The organism is Serratia sp. PL7 (assembly GCF_945957435.1).
On sequence record NZ_CAMFLB010000005.1, the window covers coordinates 233,027 to 254,399 of the forward strand.

Below are 21,373 nucleotides of genomic sequence, written 5' to 3' on the forward strand. Positions count from 1 at the left end.
CAACGTCCCCTTATGGTTGCGCGTTGGCGCTGGAGAGAATGGCGTTCACCTGCATACCGGGCCTGACGTGCTGTACACCGGCGATAATCACCCTTTCGCCAGCGCTGAGCCCGGCGTTCACCTGATAATATTGTTGATGTTGTTCACCCAGCGTCACCGCTCGGACTTCCACAATATTCTCAGGCGTGACCACCAGCACAAAGTGGCCCTGCTGGTTTTGCTGAAGCGCAGCAATGGGCACCAGCGTGACCGTCTGCGGTTGCTCGGCGGTCAGGATCACGTTCACCACGCCCCCGGGCAGCAGTAGATGATTTGGATTGGCAAAACGGGTGCGCAACGTAACGGTACCAGTATGGGCATCAATCTGGTTATCTACCGATTCAAAACTGCCCAGCTCTGGGTAGGACTTGCCGTTGGCCAGTTCAAGACGGGCGGAAAACTGCCCTTCGGCGAGCTTCCCCTCCCCACGCTGACGCTGATAGGCGGCGGTAATATAGTCCCGCTCATTGATAGAGATCGCCACGCGGATCGGATCGAGCTGCACAATGTTGACCAGTGCACCACTTGCCGCGTTGACCAGGCTACCCACATGAAAGCGGCTGTGGCCGATGCGCCCGGCAATCGGCGCATAAATACGGGTATAGCTGAGCTGTAGCTGCTGCGTATTTAGCGCTGCCCGAGCTTGGGCCACTGCTGCCCGGGTGGTATCCCGTTCGGCTGCCGCAGCGTCAATATCCGCTCTGCTGACCGCACGGTTATTACCTAGCTGTTGCAGACGCGTCAGGTTTACCTGCGCCAGATTTGCCGCTGCAGTGGCGCTATCCAGCTGCGCCTGAGCCTGTGCCACGGCAGAATGGTGTAAGGACGGCTCAATTTCGTACAGCAGGTCACCGGCCTTGACCATCTGCCCTTCGGTAAACGGCCGTTTGGCGATAAACCCTTCGGTACGGGTTTTCACCTCCACGGTTTGAATGGCCTCGATGCGGCCAAGATAGTGCAATGCGCGTTCGGGTTGGCTTTGTTCAATCATCGCCACGGTCACCGCAGGCAGCGGTGCAGCAACGCTCGGAGTGGCTATGGCCAGCAGCCACAGTGCCATACAACGGGATAGCGAAGGTTTAGTCATCGACGGCAGGACCACTCATTAATTAGTTACCAAGCTAAATTAATGAAAATTATAGTTCACCTATAGCAAGTCAGAATGGGCTCTGTTAACGATTTCTTGCAAGGACGCAAGCCCGCCCACCAGCGGTTTACTGCGCCGTATAGCCGCCATCAATGCTGTAAAAAGCCCCGGTGGTGAAACTGCTGTCTGTAGAAAGCAAAAAAACCACCGTTTTCGCCACCTCCTCACGCGTAGCCATACGCCCCATCGGGTGGGAAGCGGCCATTTTTTCCCGCACCTGGGTGGGTAATCTGGCCATCGAAGGCGTATCGACATAGCCAGGCCCGACAGCGTTGATGCGTATCCCTTTATTGGCAAACTCTAGAGCTGCGGCCCGCGTCAAACCGATAATGCCGTGCTTGGCCGCAGTATAAGGCGCAATACCGGCAATGCCGACTATGCCATTGGCGGAAGAGAGGTTCACTACCGCGCCACCGCCTGCTGCCACAATAGCGGGCAACCCGTACTTCATCCCATAGAAAGTGCCGCTGAGATCGGTTTCAATCACCGCGTGCCAATCATCAATGGAATATTCATTCAGCGGCACATCGTGCGGCCCGGTAATACCGGCATTGTTGACCAGCAGATGCAATTGCCCGCCAAGGGCCAGCGTCTGCGCTACCGCACTGCGCACCGATTCAGGATCGCGAGCATCCATAACCAACGGAAATACCGATTTGCCTGTCGGATCGATACGTTGCGCCGTTGCTGCCAACCTTGCGCGATTTCTGGCGGTTATCGCTACCTTCGCCCCTCGTTCGACCAACTCTTGAGCAATAGCTTCACCAATACCGGTGGAAGCACCGGTCACCAATGCCACTTTACCCGTAAAATCTTGCATAACGCCTCCCGATCGCTTTGAGTTAGGCGTTCAGGCTAAGGCTTGGGCATGACAGTTTCTGGCAGTGGCTATCCTCCAAAAATGCTGAAGCATCACCCCAATGGCAAAAGGATAAAACGAAAAAGCCCTGACAATATTTGCCAGGGCTTTTAGGTTACTGCATATTTAAAATTCAACATTAATCAACTTACTAACTGGGTACTACTTTCGATACTGCTTAAAATGTACTTGTTTATCACAGATAATATTGGGTATTAAAAAGCTAACTACATCCTCCCCTATACTGACTGATTTACAAATTCTGACTCACCTACCTCATAATAATTAGCCAAGGTAAAGCAAGCTAAACTGGTACATTCCCCCTCGCGATATAAACTATTGACGCATGGCTTTACTTTCATTGCAACAAACTTACAGGATAAAATTAACAAGTTGCAACATTAACACTTGAGAAACAGAGCCTTACATCATCGCGTATGGTACACACCCTGCGATCGTCGGTACTGACTACGTGGCCTTAAATCGTTGTCCTTGAGTCCGAACTGGCTACTCAACGACGACTTCCCCATACAACATAACTTCGTGGCCTTTATCGCAATATCACTAAACAACTTATTAAAGATAACCTTTTAATCTGTTATTTAGCTAAGCAGCTAACTATCAATTTCCTGCTGCTGGATACTAATCTACGACTTTTTCAAACTATGTCAATACTGTTTTTAACAACATACGTTTATTGGCTAAATCGCTAATTTTAAACGGACTGAAATCGATACGCATTTGTCTTTCTGGTTAATTACAGACGGCTTTCACATGCTTGCAAGCTCGGTGGCCACGACCAGTCAGGAAGACGAGTGTAATGCATTTGCACAAGCGGCTTTACACCAGCGATTTTCAGCACCGCACATATTGCTTCCCCGACGGCCACAATTCCCGCTAATTTATGCAAAATTTCCCGTATAGCGAGAATTCTGGTGGACATACCACGCTATCTGCAACACATCGGTTTCACAGGCACACCACAGGCCGATCTGCAAACGCTGCAACAGCTGCATCGCTGCCATATGCTGGCGGTGCCCTTCGAGAATTTAAGCATTATCTATCATCAGGGGATCGATCTTAGCGAGGGCGGGCTGTTCAGCAAAATCGTCGAGCATAATCGCGGGGGGTTTTGTTATGAATTGAACCGGATATTCGCCCTGCTGTTGCAGCAGATCGGCTTTAAGGTGGCGTTTATATCCGGGGAAGTCCACGCCAGAGACGGCTCTTTTGGCCCGCCGTTTGACCATATGGCGCTAATGGTGACCTTGGATCAGCCGTATCTGGTCGATGTAGGTTTTGGCGATTCTTTCCTCGCCCCGCTGAAAATCACCACTACCGAGCAACAACCACAGGCCAGCGGCACCTTTCATCTTGAGCAAGATGGCGAGTGGTATCATCTGGAGCGCCGCAACGGCGATCGGACCTCCCACGCCAAGACGCTGTATCGCTTTACCCTGCAACCCCGGCAGCCGGAAGAATTTAACGACATGTGCCACTATCACAGCACTTCGCCACAGTCGCACTTTACCCAAAAGCTGGTGTGCTCCCGCCCCACAGAGGATGGCCGCATCACCCTCAGCGAGTTAAAGCTGATCGTGACCCAAAACCATCACCGTAAGGAGTCGACGCTGCATTCAGAAGAAGAACGGCTGGAAGCGTTGCGGCACTATTTTGCTATTGAACTCAGTAGTTAGCGGCAAATCACCCGCGCAATATCCTTGGAGTTGTTTAACGTGCGGATCTCGGTAAACAGCTCCGTGGCTTCCTGATACTCTTTGCGCAAGTAACTGAGCCACTGTTTGATGCGGGCGACGTGGTATAAACCGGTATCGCCCTGCTTTTCCAGATGCACGTACTTTTGCAATAGCTGTACCACCTGCGGCCAAGGCATACGCGGTTCGTTATATTTCACCACCCGGCTCAGGTTGGGGATGTTCAACGCGCCACGCCCCAGCATTACCGCGTCGCAGCCGGTGGCCTGCATACACGCCTGCGCACTTTGATAGTCCCAGATTTCCCCGTTGGCGATCACCGGGATGCTCAAACGTTGGCGGATCTCACCGATCGCCTGCCAGTTGATGCGATCGGCTTTATAACCGTCCTCTTTGGTACGGCCATGGATGGTGATTTCGGTCGCGCCCGCTTGCTGCACCGCATCGGCAATTTCAAAGCTGCGGGAATCTGAATCCCAACCCAAGCGCACTTTTACCGTCACTGGCAGATACGCTGGCACCGCAGCGCGCATCGCTTTGGCCCCCTGATAAATCAGTTCGGGATCTTTGAGCAAGGTGGCCCCGCCGCCGCTGCCGTTGACATGTTTGGACGGGCAACCGCAGTTCAGATCGACACCGTAAGAACCCAGTTCGACCGCTTGAGCGGCGTTCTCCGCCAGCCATTCGGGATACTGGCCAAGCAGTTGCACCCGCACCTGGGTGCCAGATGGCGTTTTGCTGGCATGGTGCAGTTCCGGGCACAGCCGGTAGAAGGATTTGGCCGGCAACCGTTGATCGACGACCCGCAGGAATTCGGTGATGCAGAGATCGTAATCGTTCACCTCGGTGAGCAATTCCCGCACCAGAGAGTCGAGTACCCCCTCCATTGGAGCCAATAATACGCGCATGCCTACCCCTGCAATCAAAGAGGGCGCAATGATACGGGCGAAAGGCGGTGCCAACAAGCCTCCCGCCGATAAAATTACCCCAGCTTACGCACCGGCTCACCGGCAATAAACGCCTGGATATCGGCAATCGCTTCCCGGAAATAGGTGCGGTAGTTATCATCCGCGACGTAACCCACATGCGGCGTAGCCAGCACGTTGGGCAAGCGGCGCAATGGGTGATCGGCGGGCAGTGGCTCTACTTCAAACACGTCCAGCCCAGCACCGGCGATCTGCCCGGTTTGCAGCGCTTCAACCAGCGCTTGCTGATCGACAATCGCTGCGCGCGAGGTGTTAATCAGGAAGGCGCTGTTTTTCATCTGCGCCAACGCCTGGCGGTCGATCAGCCCACGGCTGCGATCGCTTAACACCAGATGCACCGAAACAAAGTCACTCGCTGCCAACAGCGCCTGTTTTGACTCGGCAAGTTGCACACCGAATTCCTGTGCCCTTTCAGCCGTCAGATTTTGGCTCCAGGCCACGACGTTCATGCCAAATGCCTGAGCCACCTTCGCCATCTGGCCGCCGATCTTGCCCAGCCCCAGTAAGCCTAACGTTTTGCCATGCAAGGTGATGCCAACATGTTGCTGCCAAGGTCCGTTGGCACGTAATCCGCTGCTTTCAGCCAGCAGATGCTTGGCCAAACCGAGGATGAGCGCCCAGGTCAGTTCCATCGGCGCTTCAGAACCGCTGGCGGTGCCGCAAACGGTGACGCCTTGCCGGGTTGCCGCTGGCAAGTCGATCGAAGCGTTACGCATGCCTGAGGTGATCAGCAGTTGCAGTTTCGGCAAGCGAGCAAGCAATGCGGCGGTGAACGGCGTGCGCTCTCGCATTATCACCACGATCTCGCAGTCTTTGATGCGGCTCACCAGTTGGTCTTCATCGTCAATATGATCACGCAGGGAGAAAACCTCAACCTGCTCGCCTAGGACGGACCAATCCGCCATCTTCAGCGCTACACCTTGGTAATCATCAAGAATTGCACACTTCAATTTCATCTGGATCTCCTGAAACAGGCGAAAAAAAACCGCCAATAAATGGCGGTTCAGTATAGATCATCAATCGAGGATCACTCAGACGGTTTACGGCTATGCGGACGGCGCGATGGAGCACCTGAACGTGGTTTGCCTTCACCCTGTGGGCGAGCACTGCCGCCGCCGCGATTTTCACGCTGACCGCCACCATTGCCACTACGCTGGCCGCCACCGTTACCGGTACGCGGAGCGCCGCCGCCGTTGCCACGTGGAGCACCACGGCCACCACCAGCCTGACGGCCATTGATGATCGGTTCGGCTTTGATGCTTGGGTCCGGCTCATAGCCTGGCAGGGCAATGCGTGGAATCTCACGCTTGAGCAGGCGCTCAATATCACGCAGCAGTTTGTGTTCATCCACACAGACCAACGAGATCGCCTCGCCGGTACGTTCGGCACGGCCGGTACGGCCAATGCGGTGGACGTAATCTTCCGGTACGTTTGGCAGTTCGTAGTTCACTACGTGTGGCAACTGATCAATATCCAGGCCACGTGCAGCGATATCAGTAGCTACCAGCACGCGGATTTTGCCGTCTTTAAAGTCTGCCAATGCGCGGGTACGTGCGCCCTGGCTTTTGTTGCCGTGGATAGCCGCAGCGGTGATGCCATCTTTATTCAGCTGTTCGGCCAAATGGTTGGCACCGTGCTTGGTACGGTTAAATACCAGCACCTGCTTCCAGTCACCTTCGCCGATCATCTGGGAAAGCAGTTCACGCTTGCGCTTCTTATCGACAAAGTGAACGCTCTGTTCAATTTGCTCGGAAGCGGTGTTGCGGCGAGCCACTTCTACCGAGGCCGGGTTGGTCAGCAGTTTACTGGCCAGCCCTTTGATCTCATCGGAGAAGGTCGCGGAGAACAGCAGGTTCTGACGCTTGGCAGGCAGCTTGGACAGCACGCGGCGGATATCATGGATAAAGCCCATATCCAGCATGCGGTCGGCTTCGTCCAGCACCAGAATTTCAATTTTAGACAGATCAACCGCGTTCTGATGTTCCAGATCCAGCAGGCGACCCGGCGTTGCCACCAGGATATCGACTCCGCCGCGCAGCTTCATCATCTGCGGGTTGATGCTCACACCACCAAACACCACCAGCGAACGCAGGCGCAGATGTTTGCTGTAAGCCTCAACGTTTTCACCGATTTGCGCAGCCAGTTCACGGGTTGGCGTCAGGATCAACGCGCGCACCGGGCGGCGACCTTTGATTGGGTGATCGTGTTTGCTCAGCAGCTGCAATAGCGGCAAGGTAAAACCAGCTGTTTTACCGGTACCGGTCTGGGCGCTGGCCATCAGGTCACGGCCTGCCAATACCACCGGGATTGCCTGGCGTTGAATTGGCGTAGGTTCGCGATAGCCCTGTTCTTCAACAGCGCGCAGAATTTCAGCACTTAAGCCGAGGGTTTCAAATGACATAGTAGAGAAAAACTCCAGATCCCCCCTAACCTAAACAAATGTTCGGTGCAGTTTCCGGGAGGATTATCAGACGGGGCATAAGGAAGTGCTCGCACTTTTTTGCGGCAGATCCTCGGCATGACCTCGAGGGATTGGCACAAACTGCAGTGCACCAAGCGCGAGAGTGTAGCAGAAATCGAACAAGAATAGGCAATTTTACGTGTTCACCGCACTTTTCGCCGAGCAAGCTCACGGAAAAGCAAAATGTTCTGGCCTGTGGTTTACATTTTAGCCCGCCCGGCCTAAAGTTAATCATATGATTGATTAACTTATTGGGTCAACCTATGTCCACTGCAGAAAATCCGCCGCTAAGCCCTCTCAAACGGGGTGAGCAAGCGCGCCAACAACTGCTCACCTCCGCGATTGAAGTGTTCGGCGAATATGGCCTTTCGGGCGCCACCACGCGGCAAATCGCCCAGCGTGCGGGGCAAAACATTGCCGCCATCACCTATTATTTCAACTCGAAAGAGGGGTTATATCTGGCGGTAGCCCAGTGGATTGCCGACTTTATCCAACAAAACTTCCGCCCACTGAGCGAAGAAATCGAACGTTTCTACCTGCTGCCCGCGGAGCAACGCCAGCCAGAACACTACCTATACCATCTCAAAAGCGGGTTGCTGGCCTTCAGCCAACTGATGACTCAACCCCACACGCTCAACCTGAGCAAGATCATGTCTCGCGAACAGCTTTCGCCAACGGATGCCTATCCGCTGATCCACCAGCAGGTGATAGCCCCGCTGCATCACGTACTTTGTCGCCTGTTAGCGGGCTACACCGGCATCGATGAGCGCTCCACCAAAATCGTCTTGCATACCCATGCGCTGATCGGTGAGGTACTGGCATTCCGCGTTGGCCGTGAAACCTTGCTACGACAGGCAGGCTGGCATCAGATCGCGGCAGAAGAAGCCCAGCAGATTAGCGAGGTGCTGGCCGAACATATCGACATTCTGGTTAACGGGCTACGCCAGCGTTATGCCGTCTAACTTTCCGTCTTGCAGTCAAGGAATATTATGAACAAGAAAAGAGTTGCCATTGTGGGTGTAGCGATCGTGCTGATCGCCGCTGCGACCTATGGTTTCTGGTCTTATCAACGCCAGCAGGACAAGCCTTTGACGCTGTATGGCAATGTGGATATCCGCACGGTGAACCTGGGCTTCCGCGTTAATGGCCGGTTGGCCTCGCTGGCGGTAGACGAAGGGGACAGCGTGCAACAGGGGCAGTTGCTGGGTAAACTGGACGATGCGCCTTACCAGAACGCGTTGCTACAGGCACAGGCCAACGTTGCCAGCGCCAAAGCCAAGCTGGATTTATTGCAGGCAGGCTACCGCAACGAGGAGATTGCCCAGGTGCGATCCGAAGTTGCGCAACGCCAGTCGGCCTTCAGTTATGCCGACAGCTTCTTCCAACGCCAGCAGGGGCTATGGGCGAAAAAGGCCACCTCAGCCGACGCCCTGGAAGATGCCCGCACCGCGCGTAATCAGGCGCAGGCAAATTTGCAGGCGTCGAAAGACAAACTGTCGCAATACCTGACCGGTAACCGCCCGCAGGAAATCGAAGAGGCTAATGCCAATCTGGCACTAGCCGAGGCGGCACTGGCGCAAGCCCAGTTGGATCTGCATGACACCACCCTGCTCTCTCCGTCCGTTGGTACGGTTATGACGCGGGCCGTGGAGCCAGGCACCATGCTCAGCGCTGGCAGCACAGTGTTTACCCTATCGTTGACCCGGCCGGTATGGGTTCGTGCCTACATCAATGAAACCAGCCTGGGTAGCGCTACGCCAGGTACCGAAGTCTTGATCGAGACCGACAGCCGCCCTGGCAAGCCTTATCACGGCAAGATCGGCTTTGTTTCCCCCACTGCGGAGTTCACCCCCAAAAGCGTAGAAACGCCGGATCTGCGTACCGACCTAGTCTACCGCTTGCGGATCATTGTCAACGATGCCGATGACGCCTTGCGTCAGGGGATGCCGGTAACCGTCCATTTCACAAAACCGTAAGGAACCGTGATGGCACAGGCACATACGATTGAACTGGTGGCGTTGGAAAAACGCTTTCCATCACTCGATAAACCGGCGGTGGCCAGCTTGACGACCACGTTGCGCAGTGGCGCGGTGACCGGACTGGTTGGCCCCGATGGCGCAGGCAAAACTACCCTGCTGCGCATGTTGGCAGGTTTGCTGCTCCCCAGCAGCGGCAAGCTGACCGTCGCGGGGTTGGATCCGATCGCACAAGATCGCCAGTTGCACGCCATTCTCGGTTACATGCCGCAAAAGTTTGGGCTGTATGAAGATCTGACGGTAATGGAAAATCTCACGCTGTATGCCGATCTGCGCGGAGTCACCGGCGATCTGCGTAAGCAAACCTTTGAGCGGTTGCTGACGTTTACCGATCTGACCCGCTTTACCGAACGGCTGGCGGGCAAGCTTTCCGGCGGGATGAAACAAAAGCTCGGGCTGGCCTGTACGCTGCTTGGCCAACCCCAGGTATTGCTGCTGGATGAGCCCGGCGTCGGCGTCGATCCCATTTCACGTCGTGAACTCTGGCGAATGGTGCATGAGCTGGCCAACGACGGCATGCTGATCCTGTGGAGTACCTCCTATCTTGACGAAGCCGAGCAGTGCCGCGAAGTGCTGCTGATGAACGAAGGCGAACTGCTATTTAGCGGTGCGCCACAGGATCTTACCCAGCGTATGGCTGGCCGTACCATCTTGATCGATACCCCAGCGGGTAGCCACCGGGCGCTGTTGCAACGGGCGATCTGTCTGCCTGCGGTTAGCGACGGTGTGATCCAGGGGAAATATCTGCGGTTGATCCTCAAACAGGGCGAAGATCATCAGCAAGTATTGCGGGATCTGGATCTGCCTCAGGCCGAATTAACCGAGGCCGATCCGCGTTTTGAGGATGCGTTTATCGATCTGCTGGGCGGTGGCCCGAACAGCAAATCCGCCCTGGCCGAGATCATGCCCACGGTAACGGGCGACAGCTCGGAAACGGTGATCGAAGCGCAGGGGTTGACCAAAAAATTCGGTGACTTTGCGGCTACCGACCATGTGGATTTCAAGGTGCAGCGCGGCGAGATTTTTGGCCTGCTTGGCCCCAACGGCGCGGGCAAATCCACCACCTTCAAGATGATGTGTGGCCTGCTGGTGCCTAGCGATGGCAAAGCGCTGGTGCTCGGTATGGATCTAAAAACCAGCTCGGGCAAGGCGCGCCAGCATCTGGGCTATATGGCCCAGAAATTTTCGCTGTATGGCAACCTGACGGTGGCGCAGAACCTGAAGTTTTTCTCCGGTGTTTATGGGCTGAGTGGCAAGAACCAGCGCGATAAAATCGACGAGATGTCTCGCGCCTTCAACTTCGCCCCGATCCTCAACCAAACGCCGGATTCGCTACCGCTCGGTTTCAAACAGCGGCTGGCGCTGGCCTGCGCGCTGATGCATGAGCCAGACATTCTGTTTCTTGATGAGCCCACCTCGGGCGTCGATCCGCTGACCCGGCGCGAGTTCTGGCTGCATATCAACGGCATGGTGGATAAAGGCGTGACGGTGATGGTCACCACCCACTTTATGGATGAAGCGGAATACTGCGATCGCATCGGCCTGGTATATCGCGGCAAAATTATCGCCGCCGGTACACCGGACGATCTCAAACAGCAGATAGCCAGCGAGCAAAACCCCAACCCTTCGATGGAAGAGGCGTTTATCGAACTGGTGCAGGGCTACGATCGGGAGGAGACAACATGAGCAGCGACAACGGCTTTTCCTGGCGGCGACTGCGGGCGTTATGCCTGAAAGAAACCCGGCAGATCCTGCGTGATCCCAGCAGCGGGCTGATTGCTTTTGTCATTCCACTGATGCTGCTGTTTATCTTTGGCTACGGCATCAACCTGGATTCCAGCAAGCTGCGGCTGGGTATCCTGATGGAACAGCAAAGCGAAGAGGCACGAGATCTGGCCAATGCCTTTATCGGCTCGCCCTATATCGAACCCACCGTCAGCGATAATCGCCAGCAACTGATCCAGATGATGCAGGCTGGCAGTATCCGTGGTCTGGTGGTGATCCCTAATGATTTTGCCGAGCATCTGGCAAGACCCAACGACCGCGCTCCGTTGCAGGTGATTACCGATGGCAGCGAACCCAATACCGCCAACTTTGTGCAAGGCTATACCCAAGGGATCTGGCAAATCTGGCAGCAACAGCGCGCCACCGATCTGGGGCGTGATGACAAGCCGCTGATTGAAGTCCAGATGCGCTACTGGTTTAACCCGGCGGCCATCAGCCAGCACTTTATTATTCCAGGGGCCATCACCATTATCATGACGGTCATCGGTGCCATTCTTACCTCGTTGGTCATCGCCCGCGAATGGGAGCGTGGCACCATGGAGGCGCTGCTTTCCACCCAGGTCACGCGCAGCGAGCTGCTGCTGTCCAAACTGGTGCCGTACTATTTCCTGGGCATGATCGCCATGGTGCTGTGTATGGTGGTTTCGGTATTTGTACTCGGCGTGCCCTACCGTGGCTCCCTGCTGCTGTTGTTCGTGATCAGCAGCCTGTTCCTGGCCAGCACGCTCGGCATGGGGCTGTTAATCTCGACCATTACCCGCAACCAGTTTAACGCGGCAATGGTGGCCCTGAACGCCGCCTTTTTACCTTCAATTATGCTGTCTGGGTTTATCTTCCAGATCGACAGCATGCCCGCCGTGGTACGTGCGGTGACCTATATCATTCCGGCGCGCTACTTTGTCAGTACGCTGCAAACGCTGTTCCTGGCAGGCAACATCGGCACCGTGCTGGTGATTAACCTGCTGTTTTTGATCGCTTCGGCGGTGGTGTTTATCGGCCTGACGGCCTGGAAAACCCAGCGGCGGCTGGATTAAGGGGAAGCCATGTTTCACCGTCTCTGGACGTTGATCGTTAAAGAAATGCAGTCTCTACTGCGCGATCCGCAGACCCGCGCGATCCTGATTATGCCAGTGTTGTTGCAGGTGGTGCTGTTCCCGTTCGCCGCCACGCTGGAAGTCACCAACGCCACCATCGCGGTGTACAGTGAGGACAGCGGCCAGCACTCTATTGAACTGACTCAACGCCTTGCCAAGGCCAAAGCCTTTTCTCACGTGCTGTTGTTGCGCAGCCCGCAGGAGATAAGAACCACTATTGATAATCAGAAAGCGCTGCTGCTGGTCCGCTTCCCGGCCAACTTCTCACGGGATATCGCCAGCGGTAATACCGCGCCGTTGCAGTTGATCCTCGATGGCCGTAACTCCAACAGCGCGCAGATCGCCGCCAACTATGTGCAGCAGATCGTACAGGACTACCAGAATGAGCTGATTGGGCAGCGTACCAAGCCCAACAACAGCGAACTGGTGGTACGCAACTGGTATAACCCGAATCTGGATTACAAATGGTTCGTCGTGCCTTCGCTGATCGCGATGATCACCACCATCGGCGTGTTGATCGTTACCTCGCTTTCCGTCGCGCGTGAACGTGAGCAAGGCACGTTAGAGCAGTTGTTGGTTTCGCCTTTAACCACCTGGCAGATTTTTATCGGCAAGGCGGTACCGGCCCTGATCATTGCCACCTTCCAGGCTTCGATCGTGCTGTTTATCGGTATCTTTGCCTACCAGATCCCGTTTGCCGGTTCGTTGCTGCTGTTCTACGGCACCATGCTGGTTTACGGGTTGTCTTTGGTGGGCTTCGGGCTGCTGATTTCTTCGCTGTGCGCGACGCAGCAGCAGGCGTTTATCGGGGTGTTTGTGTTTATGATGCCGGCGATATTGCTTTCTGGCTATGTCTCGCCGGTGGAAAACATGCCGGTTTGGCTTCAGCATCTCACCTGGGCCAACCCTATCCGCCACTTCACCGATATCACCAAGCAGATCTACCTCAAGGATGCCGGTTTCAGCATCATCTGGCACAGCCTATGGCCACTGTTGGTGATTACCGCCACCACCGGTAGCGCGGCCTATGCCATGTTCAGACGGAAGATTGCCTGAACGGATCCGCCGGTTCATCGATTGATGATGGTGGAAACGTAGCTAAGGCCGGGGAGTTAACCACTCTCCGGCTTTTAATATTTGCGTCTGGGGGATCGCGTTTTATTGGTGATCCAGCCCGTTTTATCCCTCACCCCAACCCTCTCCCAAAGGGCGAGGGAGCTAGTACAGCGCTAGAGCTAACTACGAGAGTAAAACTGAGGCACCTTCGGTTCCCTCTCCTGAGGGAGAGGGTTAGGGCGAGGACACCGACTTTCCGCTTTTAGCGGCGGTTGCCGAAGATACGCAACAGCATCAGGAACAGGTTGATAAAGTCGAGATACAGCGTCAATGCGCCAACGATGGCGTATTTGCGGAAGCTGTCTTTATCATCGGCATTCAGCTGTTCACCCATCGCTTTCAGTTTCTGGGTGTCATACGCCGTCAGGCCCACAAATACCAGCACGCCGATATAGGTGATTGCCCACATCAGCGCCGGGCTTTTCAGCCAGATGTTCACCAGTGACGCCAGCACAATACCAATCAGCCCCATAAACAGCATGCTGCCGAAACCGCTCAAATCGCGTTTGGTGGTGTAGCCGTACAGGCTCATCGCACCGAACATCCCCGCAGTGACCACGAAGGTGCTGGCGATAGAGCTATAGGTGTAAGCAATGAAGATGCTCGATAGCGTTAGCCCGGTCAGCGCCGAGTAGAGCATAAATAGCCCAGTGGCCATGGTTCCGCTCAGGCGGTTAACCATGCCGGAAATCACAAACACCAGGCCCAACTGCAGGATAATCAACCCAAAGAAGGTGATCTGGCTAGAGAAAATAAAGTTGATGATCGCAGGCGTATGCGCTGCATACCAGGAAACAAATGCGGTCAACAGCAAGCCACAGGTCATCCAGCCATACACCTGCGCCATATAAGCCTGAATGCCGCTGTTGGCACGTTCAACGATCGAACCATTACGTGGATATCGGTCCATGACGGTTACCTTTTACATGTGAGCCAAGTTTCGGGGAACTTCCCCTGCCAACAGTAAGCGTATCACAGAAAACGCTACGCGAAACGGGCAAAGGTATTGATTTATTTCCGCTGTTGAAGCTCGATTTACCAACGTTTGGCGGCTTGTTTATCCGTATCACGAGCCTCTACCCAGCGCTCTCCCTGCCCGGTCGCCTCACGTTTCCAGAAGGGAGCTCGGGTTTTCAGGTAATCCATAATAAATTGTGCCGCCTCGAAGGCCATGCTGCGGTGGGCGCTGGTCACGCCGACAAACACAATTTCATCACCAGGGAAGAGATCACCGATGCGATGGATCACCGTTGCCCGCTGCAATGGCCAACGGGCCCGCGCTTGTGCAACAATCTCTTCAAGGGCTTTTTCAGTCATGCCAGGGTAATGCTCCAACGACAGCGCGCTGACCTCATCCCCCAGATTGTGATTACGTACCTTGCCGGTAAAAGTCACCACTGCGCCGTCATCATCACACTGTGCCAGCCACTGGTATTCTTCACCTACGCTAAAGGTTGCCTGGCCAACGCGGATACGAGTATTTTCCACTGTTAACCTCCGGTTACCGGTGGAAAGAAAGCCACTTCATCACCGGCTTGCAGCGGATGCTCTGCGGCCACCAGCGATTGGTTGACCGCCGTCAGCAATTTACCGGGCTCCAGCGCCAGCGCCCAACGATCGCCACGCTCGCACAGCGATTTACGCAACTCTTCAACCGTAAGGTACTGCGCCGGCAGGCTCAGCATATTGGTACCGACCAGTTCACGCACCTGCGCGAAAAACAGAATAGTGATCATGATTCCACCTTAAAATCACCGGACTTGCCGCCGCTTTTTGCCAGCAGCCGCACCGGGCCAATTACCATATCTTTCTGCACCGCTTTGCACATGTCGTAGATGGTGAGTGCGGCCACCGAAGCGGCAGTCAACGCCTCCATTTCAACCCCGGTTTTACCGGTCAAACGGCAGCAGGTTTCGATACGCACGCGGTTAAATTCCGGCTGCGCTTCGAGCTGTACTTCCACCTTGCTTAACATCAACGGATGGCAAAGAGGGATCAGTTCCCAGGTGCGCTTCGCCGCTTGAATTCCGGCAATACGTGCCGTGGCAAATACGTCGCCTTTATGGTGGCTGCCGTCGATAATCATCGCCAGCGTTGCCGCCTGCATTTCTACAAAAGCCTCGGCACGGGCTTCACGTACCGTCTCCGCTTTGGCAGAGACATCGACCATATGGGCCTCGCCAGCGGCGTTAATGTGGGTTAGCTGCGTCATAGATTATTTCTTTAAATGGGGTAAGAAGTTGCACGGGCGATGGCGCGCGTCCAACTGTTCTTCAATAATACGTTCCCAGGCGGTGCGACAGGCGCGGGTGGAACCCGGCATGGCGAAGATCACCGTCTGATTGGCAATACCGGCCAAAGCGCGGGACTGGATGGTCGCGGTGCCGATCTCTTCGTATGACACCATGCGGAACAGTTCGCCAAACCCTTCCACTTCACGGTCAAACAGCGGCAATAACGCTTCTGGCGTATTGTCCCCGGAGGTAAAGCCGGTGCCGCCGTTAATCAACACGGCCTGCACGTCATCGCTGGCAATCCATGCGGAAACCTGCGCACGGATCTGATAAATATTGTCTTTGACCAGGGCACGTGCCACCACCTGATGGCCGGTTTCCTGCGCGGCTTCTTGTAGATATTGCCCGGAGGTATCTTCCGCTTCAGTGCGGCGATCCGAAACGGTCAAAATGGCAATCTTTGCCGCAATAAATTCACTGCTGGTTTGGCTCATTGTGTGTTGTGCTCCTGATTGTCGATGGCCCCTCACCCTAACCCTCTCCTTTAGTGAGAGGGGGACCGTTCGAGCTGGTATTCATCATCTGACGTTCCCCATTGCTACAGGAAATCGTATCAACCGCCGATAAACGAGAGGTTCTGCGTGAGACCGCTATTGCCCTGATGCAGGAAGTGGGTCTGCTTTTTGGTTTGCAGCCCGCTTTGAATGCGCATTTTCAGCTGTTCCAACTGGCCGTCATCCGCCAGCAGATCGCGCAGGGTAATCCCTTGCTCACCAAACAGGCACAAATGCAGATTGCCAATGGCGGAAACCCGCAGGCGGTTGCAACTGGCGCAGAAATCTTTTTCGTACGGCATGATCAGCCCTATCTCGCCCTGATAATCCGGGTGGCTGAATACCTGCGCCGGGCCATCACTGCGGCCACGAACTTGGCGCTGCCAACCCTGCTGCTCCAACTGCAGGCGGATCACTTCGCCAGACACATGGTGCTTGCGGAACAGATCGCTGCCATCACCGGTTTCCATCAGTTCGATAAACCGCAGTTGGATTGGCCGATCCTTGATCCAGTTAAGGAAGCTGCCCAGTTGCTGGTGATTGACATCACGCATCAGCACCGCATTCACCTTTACCTTGCTGTAACCGGCGGTAAAGGCGGCATCGATGCCCTCCATCACCTGGCGGAACTTGTCCTGGCCGGTGATGGCATGAAACTGGCGCGCATCAAGGCTGTCTACGCTGACGTTAATCGCCGTGAGGCCCGCATCACGCCAACTGGCAACATCACGTGCCAGGCGATAGCCGTTGGTGGTCACAGCCAGGGTTCGGATCGCCGGGTTTTCGCGCACGGCGGCAATGATGTCGGTAAAATCGCGGCGTAAAGAAGGCTCACCGCCGGTCAGGCGGACCTTTTCGGTACCCAGTTCGGCAAAGGCACGGCTGACGCGCCGAATTTCATCCAGAGAGAGAAAGGCCTTGGGGCTGCCGCTCGGTTTATAGCCATCCGGCAGACAGTAGGTGCAACGAAAGTTACACACGTCGGTGATCGATAGGCGCAAATAGTAAAAATTGCGCTCAAAAGCATCAATAAGTTGCGGCACCTGTAACACCTTCCAAATACGGGAGATGCGAGCGTTTCCACTCTGCACCCTGGTGGCTGACTTCGCCACGGCCAAGATACCCTATCGCTCCAAAGAACAACGTAGGTACCAAGGCTAGGAGTTTTGATCCCATCCCCGCTACCTCAAGTAGCCGGAACGAAACCGTGGTTTTCCTGAGAATTCTAGCGCTAAACAGCCGCGATAGCCAATGTGGATTAACGCTATATAGTTGTGTATACAGCGTTTTTTCACCTTCTCAAGTCTGGATAACCATAATAAACAACCGTTATGCCAGCGAATTGACCAGAATCACGCAAATCGCACTCTTTATCGCGTTTTTGTGCCAAATCCGCTACTTTATGCAGGCAGTCTACCTACCCTGAGTTAAGGAATTTTATGCGCAACCGTACCCTGGCCGATCTTGATCGCGTCGTGGCATTAGGTGGTGGTCACGGTCTTGGCCGTGTGATGTCTTCACTGTCCTCGTTGGGTTCTCGCCTGACCGGCATTGTCACCACCACCGATAACGGCGGTTCTACCGGCCGTATCCGCCGTTCTGAAGGCGGCATTGCCTGGGGTGACACCCGTAATTGCCTCAATCAGCTGATTACCGAGCCTAGCGTCGCCTCGGCGATGTTTGAATACCGTTTTAGCGGCAACGGGGAGTTGGCAGGGCATAACCTGGGAAACCTGATGCTAAAGGCCTTGGATCACCTGAGCGTACGCCCGTTGGAGGCGATCAATCTGGTACGTAGCCTGCTGAAAGTGGACGCTGCGCTGATCCCGATGTCGGAACAGCCGGTCGATCTGATGGCCCACGATCATGAAGGGCACCAGGTCTACGGTGAAGTGAATATCGACCAGCTAAGGATCATGCCGCAAGAGCTGATGCTCTCCCCGCCGGTACACGCCACCCGTGAAGCGGTTGAGGCGATCGCGCAGGCCGATCTGATCCTGATCGGGCCAGGCAGTTTTCTTACCAGCCTGATGCCACTGTTGCTGCTTGAGGATCTGACTCAGGCCCTGCGACGCAGCAGCGCCAATATGGTGTATATCGGTAACCTGGGCCGCGAACTGAGCGTCGCCGCAGCCGCACTGACGCTGCAAGACAAACTGACGCTGATGGAAGAAAAGATTGGCCGTAAAATGATTGACGCGGTGATCGTTGGCCCGGCGGTGGATACCAGCGCCATGCGGGATCGCATTGTGGTGCAACAACCGCTGGAAGCCAGCGATATCCCGTATCGCCACGATCGCCAGCTATTACGCCAGGCGCTGGATACCGCGTTGGTGCAGCTAGCTAGCCGCGATTAATCTTGACCACGGAGCCAAGGATTATCGCTAACGCTGTCGATGTAGAGATCTTCCACCTGCTTGCGTGCCCACGGGGTGCGGCGCAAGAACTTGAGGCTGGATTTGATGCTCGGATCGCTGCTGAAGCAGTTAATGCGAATACGCTCTGCCAGCCCGTTCCAGCCATATTGGGCTACCAGCTTGTTCAGCAATTGCTCCAGCGTAATGCCGTGTAACGGGTCTTTGGATGGGGTTGCGGTCATGGCGGCTACTCATCTCAATACTTGGGGCGCACACCTTAATCAGCAAACGGGCATACGGCAAGAAAATTTACCGGGGCGCGCATACCACGCCCCTTGGGTTCACTATGATAGCGCGATAAACTGCTCGCGCAGTTGGTGGATTTCATCACGCACCGCAGCGGCCTGTTCGAACTCCAGATTCTGCGCATGAGAATACATCTGTGCCTCCAATTCCTGGATTTTTTGCTCCAGCGCTTTGGGGGTGAGCAGTTTGTATTGCGCCGCGCTCTCTGCCGCTTTACCCTTCCCTTTGTGCTTGCCACGGCTGCTTGGTTGCCCAAGTTGCAGAATATCCGAAACCTTCTTGTTCAGGCCCTGAGGTACGATACCGTTGGCTTCGTTATGCGCCTGCTGCTTGGCGCGGCGGCGTTCGGTTTCACCGATCGCCTTGGCCATGGAGTCGGTGATCCTGTCGCCATACAGGATCGCTTTACCGTTGAGGTTACGCGCCGCTCGGCCAATGGTCTGGATCAGTGAGCGCTCAGAACGCAGGAACCCTTCCTTGTCCGCGTCCAGGATCGCCACCAGCGATACCTCTGGCATGTCCAGGCCTTCCCTTAACAGGTTGATACCCACCAGCACGTCAAACTCGCCCAGGCGCAAATCACGGATGATTTCGACACGTTCTACCGTATCGATGTCCGAGTGCAGATAACGCACCCGCTCCCCGTGCTCTTCCAGGTATTCCGTCAGGTCTTCTGCCATACGCTTGGTCAACGTGGTGACCAGTACGCGCTCGTTGATGGCCACGCGCTTGCGGATCTCGGAAAGCAGATCGTCCACCTGAGTAGTGACCGGGCGCACTTCGACGATCGGATCCAGCAGGCCGGTTGGGCGCACCACCTGATCGATAATATCGCCGCCGGATTTCTCCAGCTCATATTTGCCCGGCGTGGCGGACACGTAGATAGTTTGCGGTGCCGCAGCGGCAAACTCTTCAAAACGCATCGGCCGGTTATCCAGCGCCGAAGGCAAACGGAAGCCGTACTCCACCAGCGTCTCTTTACGCGAGCGGTCGCCTTTGAACATACCGCCGATCTGCGGGATGGTGACGTGGGATTCATCCACCACCAGCAATCCGTCTGCGGGCAGGTAGTCGAACAGGGTTGGCGGTGGCTCGCCCTCACCGCGCCCGGAAAGATAGCGCGAGTAGTTTTCGATACCGGAGCAGTAACCCAGCTCGTTCATCATTTCCAGATCGAACTGGGTACGCTGCGTCAACCGCTGTTCTTCCAACAGCTTGTTGTTTTCCAGCAGCACTTTACGCCGCTGGGCCAGTTCCACCTTGATCTCTTCCATCGCCTGCACGATACGTTCACGCGGGGTAACGTAGTGAGATTTGGGGTAAATGGTAAAGCGTGGCACCACCTGCTCAATCTGGCCGGTTAGCGGATCGAACAGCGACAGGCGTTCGACCTCTTCGTCGAACAGCTCAACGCGCAGCGCCAACTCGTCCGATTCTGCCGGGAAAATGTCGATCACTTCGCCACGCACGCGGAAGGTGGCACGCTGGAAGGCCTGATCGTTGCGGGTATATTGCAGCTCGGCCAGACGGCGCAGGATCGAACGCTGATCGATGATCATGCCCTTGGTCAGGTGCAACATCATTTTCAGGTACAGATCCGGATCGCCCAGGCCGTAGATCGCGGAAACCGAAGCCACCACCACTACGTCACGCCGCTCCAGCAGCGCTTTGGTGGCCGACAGGCGCATCTGCTCGATATGTTCGTTGACCGAGGCATCTTTCTCGATAAAGGTATCGGAGCTAGGCACATAGGCTTCTGGCTGGTAGTAATCGTAGTAGGAGACAAAATATTCCACCGCATTCTCGGGAAAGAACTCTTTCATCTCGCCATACAGCTGCGCCGCCAGGGTCTTGTTGGGCGCCAGCACCATGGTGGGCCGGTTGAGGTCGGCGATCACATTGGCGATGGTAAAGGTTTTACCCGAGCCGGTAACCCCCAGCAGCGTTTGATGCGCCAGGCCGTCTTCCAGGCCCTCTTCCAGCTTTTGGATGGCTTGTGGCTGATCGCCGGCCGGTTTGAATTCGGAATGCAGTTTGAAATGTTTGCTCATATCCCCATCATCTTTCAGGTTTGCGGCCAGACGGTAGCGGCCTAATTATGGAAAGACCGGAAGATTTCCGCCAGTGCCCATGATACTGGATATAAAACCAGCTTCAAGCGGATTTACTCTATTGCGTCCGTTAACGGGGCGCGAACGCACCGGCAAGGTGACAATACCATGACATTTTTATTGTCAATCACTCTGTTATCCCCAGATTGCGTCACGAATTAACTTTTGGCCGTCAATACGCTAAAAAATCGCCCATCGGTACGTTAACGGTATCCGTTGGCTTGATTTTAATTAACTTATTGATATTAAATATTTTTAATAAAAAGACGAGAATGCGGACAACCTGCATACAACCCGCGCCCGCTCTCTGTTCACACCGCTTTTCTAAGTATAATGCACAAGGTTATCCACAGGAATAGTGGATAACTCTCACTACCCCACGGGGGGCGGGAGTTGCGGAAAGAACGCTTTTCCCAATGAAACGTCAACGGAGCCGGTTTTTTAGTTATTTTTTGACAATATTATCGCTTTGGTTATGCCGATTAATGCTAAAAGCCGTGATAACAAAATTCTTCTTTTACCTATTTCGCTTGCCAGGGGTTGCAAGTTGCGGCAACAACCTTTAGGGCTTGC

At 55.1% G+C, this 21,373-nt stretch carries 20 protein-coding genes and 1 riboswitch; of the genes, 7 read left to right on the top strand and 13 right to left on the bottom strand.

Going from position 1 to position 21,373, the window contains the following annotated elements; genetic code table 11:
- Positions 1–10 precede the first annotated feature (10 nt).
- Together N6G83_RS23390 and N6G83_RS23395 are read right to left on the bottom strand one after the other, a co-directional pair.
- A complete protein-coding gene (locus N6G83_RS23390; RefSeq protein WP_211136485.1) occupies positions 11–1,126 on the bottom strand; it encodes an efflux RND transporter periplasmic adaptor subunit in 1,116 nt (371 codons plus the stop codon).
- A gap of 127 nt (positions 1,127–1,253) precedes the next feature.
- Positions 1,254–2,006, bottom strand: coding sequence for an SDR family NAD(P)-dependent oxidoreductase (locus tag N6G83_RS23395; RefSeq protein ID WP_211136484.1), 753 nt, complete (start codon positions 2,004–2,006; stop codon positions 1,254–1,256).
- Positions 2,007–2,980: 974 nt separating this feature from the next.
- On the opposite strand from N6G83_RS23395, the gene N6G83_RS23400 reads away from it, so the two are divergent.
- Positions 2,981–3,742, top strand: coding sequence for an arylamine N-acetyltransferase (locus tag N6G83_RS23400; protein WP_211136483.1), 762 nt, complete (start codon positions 2,981–2,983; stop codon positions 3,740–3,742).
- Here the strand turns inward: N6G83_RS23400 and dusC are convergent.
- The 3 genes from dusC to rhlE form a co-directional block, all read right to left on the bottom strand.
- A complete protein-coding gene (gene dusC / locus N6G83_RS23405; protein ID WP_211136482.1) occupies positions 3,739–4,668 on the bottom strand; it encodes a tRNA dihydrouridine(16) synthase DusC in 930 nt (309 codons plus the stop codon). The two genes, N6G83_RS23400 and dusC, sit on opposite strands and share 4 nt — an antisense overlap.
- 74 nt (positions 4,669–4,742) lie before the next feature.
- Positions 4,743–5,702 (bottom strand): D-2-hydroxyacid dehydrogenase family protein, encoded by a 960-nt coding sequence (locus N6G83_RS23410; RefSeq protein WP_211136481.1) that lies wholly within the window; start codon positions 5,700–5,702, stop codon positions 4,743–4,745.
- Between the two features lie 71 nt (positions 5,703–5,773).
- Positions 5,774–7,147: an ATP-dependent RNA helicase RhlE gene (rhlE, locus tag N6G83_RS23415; RefSeq protein ID WP_024530562.1), complete on the bottom strand. Its 1,374-nt coding sequence runs from the start codon at positions 7,145–7,147 to the stop codon at positions 5,774–5,776.
- Between the two features lie 323 nt (positions 7,148–7,470).
- On the opposite strand from rhlE, the gene cecR reads away from it, so the two are divergent.
- Genes cecR through N6G83_RS23440 form a run of 5 tightly spaced genes read left to right on the top strand, consistent with a single transcriptional unit; the run spans position 7,471 to position 13,178 of the window.
- The gene (gene cecR, locus N6G83_RS23420; protein ID WP_074027968.1) at positions 7,471–8,169 is read left to right on the top strand and encodes a transcriptional regulator CecR; all 699 of its coding nucleotides are present in this window, start codon (positions 7,471–7,473) and stop codon (positions 8,167–8,169) included.
- A gap of 27 nt (positions 8,170–8,196) precedes the next feature.
- Positions 8,197–9,183 carry a secretion protein HlyD gene (gene hlyD, locus N6G83_RS23425; RefSeq protein ID WP_024530560.1) on the top strand — a complete coding sequence of 329 codons (987 nt, stop codon included), beginning with the start codon at positions 8,197–8,199 and terminating at the stop codon, positions 9,181–9,183.
- Between the two features lie 9 nt (positions 9,184–9,192).
- Positions 9,193–10,929, top strand: a complete 1,737-nt coding sequence (locus N6G83_RS23430) for an ATP-binding cassette domain-containing protein (protein ID WP_074027967.1) — start codon at positions 9,193–9,195, stop codon at positions 10,927–10,929.
- Positions 10,926–12,062: an ABC transporter permease gene (locus tag N6G83_RS23435; RefSeq protein ID WP_024530558.1), complete on the top strand. Its 1,137-nt coding sequence runs from the start codon at positions 10,926–10,928 to the stop codon at positions 12,060–12,062. Before N6G83_RS23430 ends, N6G83_RS23435 begins: the two co-directional genes overlap by 4 nt.
- Before the next feature lie 9 nt (positions 12,063–12,071).
- Positions 12,072–13,178, top strand: a complete 1,107-nt coding sequence (locus N6G83_RS23440; protein ID WP_024530557.1) for an ABC transporter permease — start codon at positions 12,072–12,074, stop codon at positions 13,176–13,178.
- A 262-nt stretch (positions 13,179–13,440) separates the two neighbouring features.
- Here the strand turns inward: N6G83_RS23440 and N6G83_RS23445 are convergent, their stop codons facing one another.
- The 6 genes from N6G83_RS23445 to moaA all read right to left on the bottom strand — a co-directional run bounded on the left by N6G83_RS23445 (position 13,441) and on the right by moaA (position 17,069).
- Entirely contained in the window at positions 13,441–14,148 is a 708-nt protein-coding gene (locus N6G83_RS23445) for a Bax inhibitor-1 family protein (RefSeq protein WP_021180400.1), read from the bottom strand.
- A gap of 125 nt (positions 14,149–14,273) precedes the next feature.
- Positions 14,274–14,726 carry a molybdopterin synthase catalytic subunit MoaE gene (moaE, locus tag N6G83_RS23450; protein ID WP_199063022.1) on the bottom strand — a complete coding sequence of 151 codons (453 nt, stop codon included), beginning with the start codon at positions 14,724–14,726 and terminating at the stop codon, positions 14,274–14,276.
- Between the two features lie 2 nt (positions 14,727–14,728).
- Positions 14,729–14,974 (bottom strand): molybdopterin synthase sulfur carrier subunit, encoded by a 246-nt coding sequence (gene moaD, locus N6G83_RS23455; protein ID WP_024530555.1) that lies wholly within the window; start codon positions 14,972–14,974, stop codon positions 14,729–14,731.
- Positions 14,971–15,450 (bottom strand): cyclic pyranopterin monophosphate synthase MoaC, encoded by a 480-nt coding sequence (moaC, locus tag N6G83_RS23460; protein ID WP_024530554.1) that lies wholly within the window; start codon positions 15,448–15,450, stop codon positions 14,971–14,973. The genes moaD and moaC overlap by 4 nt, the downstream gene beginning before the upstream one ends.
- 3 nt (positions 15,451–15,453) lie before the next feature.
- Positions 15,454–15,966, bottom strand: coding sequence for a molybdenum cofactor biosynthesis protein B (gene moaB, locus N6G83_RS23465; protein WP_024530553.1), 513 nt, complete (start codon positions 15,964–15,966; stop codon positions 15,454–15,456).
- Between the two features lie 119 nt (positions 15,967–16,085).
- A complete protein-coding gene (gene moaA, locus N6G83_RS23470; protein ID WP_211136476.1) occupies positions 16,086–17,069 on the bottom strand; it encodes a GTP 3',8-cyclase MoaA in 984 nt (327 codons plus the stop codon).
- A riboswitch (molybdenum cofactor riboswitch) is annotated at positions 17,060–17,202 on the bottom strand. Its footprint overlaps the gene before it by 10 nt.
- Before the next feature lie 263 nt (positions 17,203–17,465).
- On the opposite strand from moaA, the gene yvcK reads away from it, so the two are divergent.
- Positions 17,466–18,383 carry a uridine diphosphate-N-acetylglucosamine-binding protein YvcK gene (yvcK, locus tag N6G83_RS23475; protein WP_211136475.1) on the top strand — a complete coding sequence of 306 codons (918 nt, stop codon included), beginning with the start codon at positions 17,466–17,468 and terminating at the stop codon, positions 18,381–18,383.
- Here yvcK and N6G83_RS23480 read toward each other — a convergent pair.
- Both N6G83_RS23480 and uvrB read right to left on the bottom strand, forming a co-directional pair.
- Positions 18,380–18,625, bottom strand: coding sequence for a VF530 family DNA-binding protein (locus N6G83_RS23480; protein WP_021180393.1), 246 nt, complete (start codon positions 18,623–18,625; stop codon positions 18,380–18,382). The genes yvcK and N6G83_RS23480 overlap by 4 nt on opposite strands.
- A 102-nt stretch (positions 18,626–18,727) precedes the next feature.
- A complete protein-coding gene (uvrB, locus tag N6G83_RS23485) occupies positions 18,728–20,740 on the bottom strand; it encodes an excinuclease ABC subunit UvrB (RefSeq protein WP_024530550.1) in 2,013 nt (670 codons plus the stop codon).
- Between the last annotated feature and the right edge of the window lie 633 nt (positions 20,741–21,373).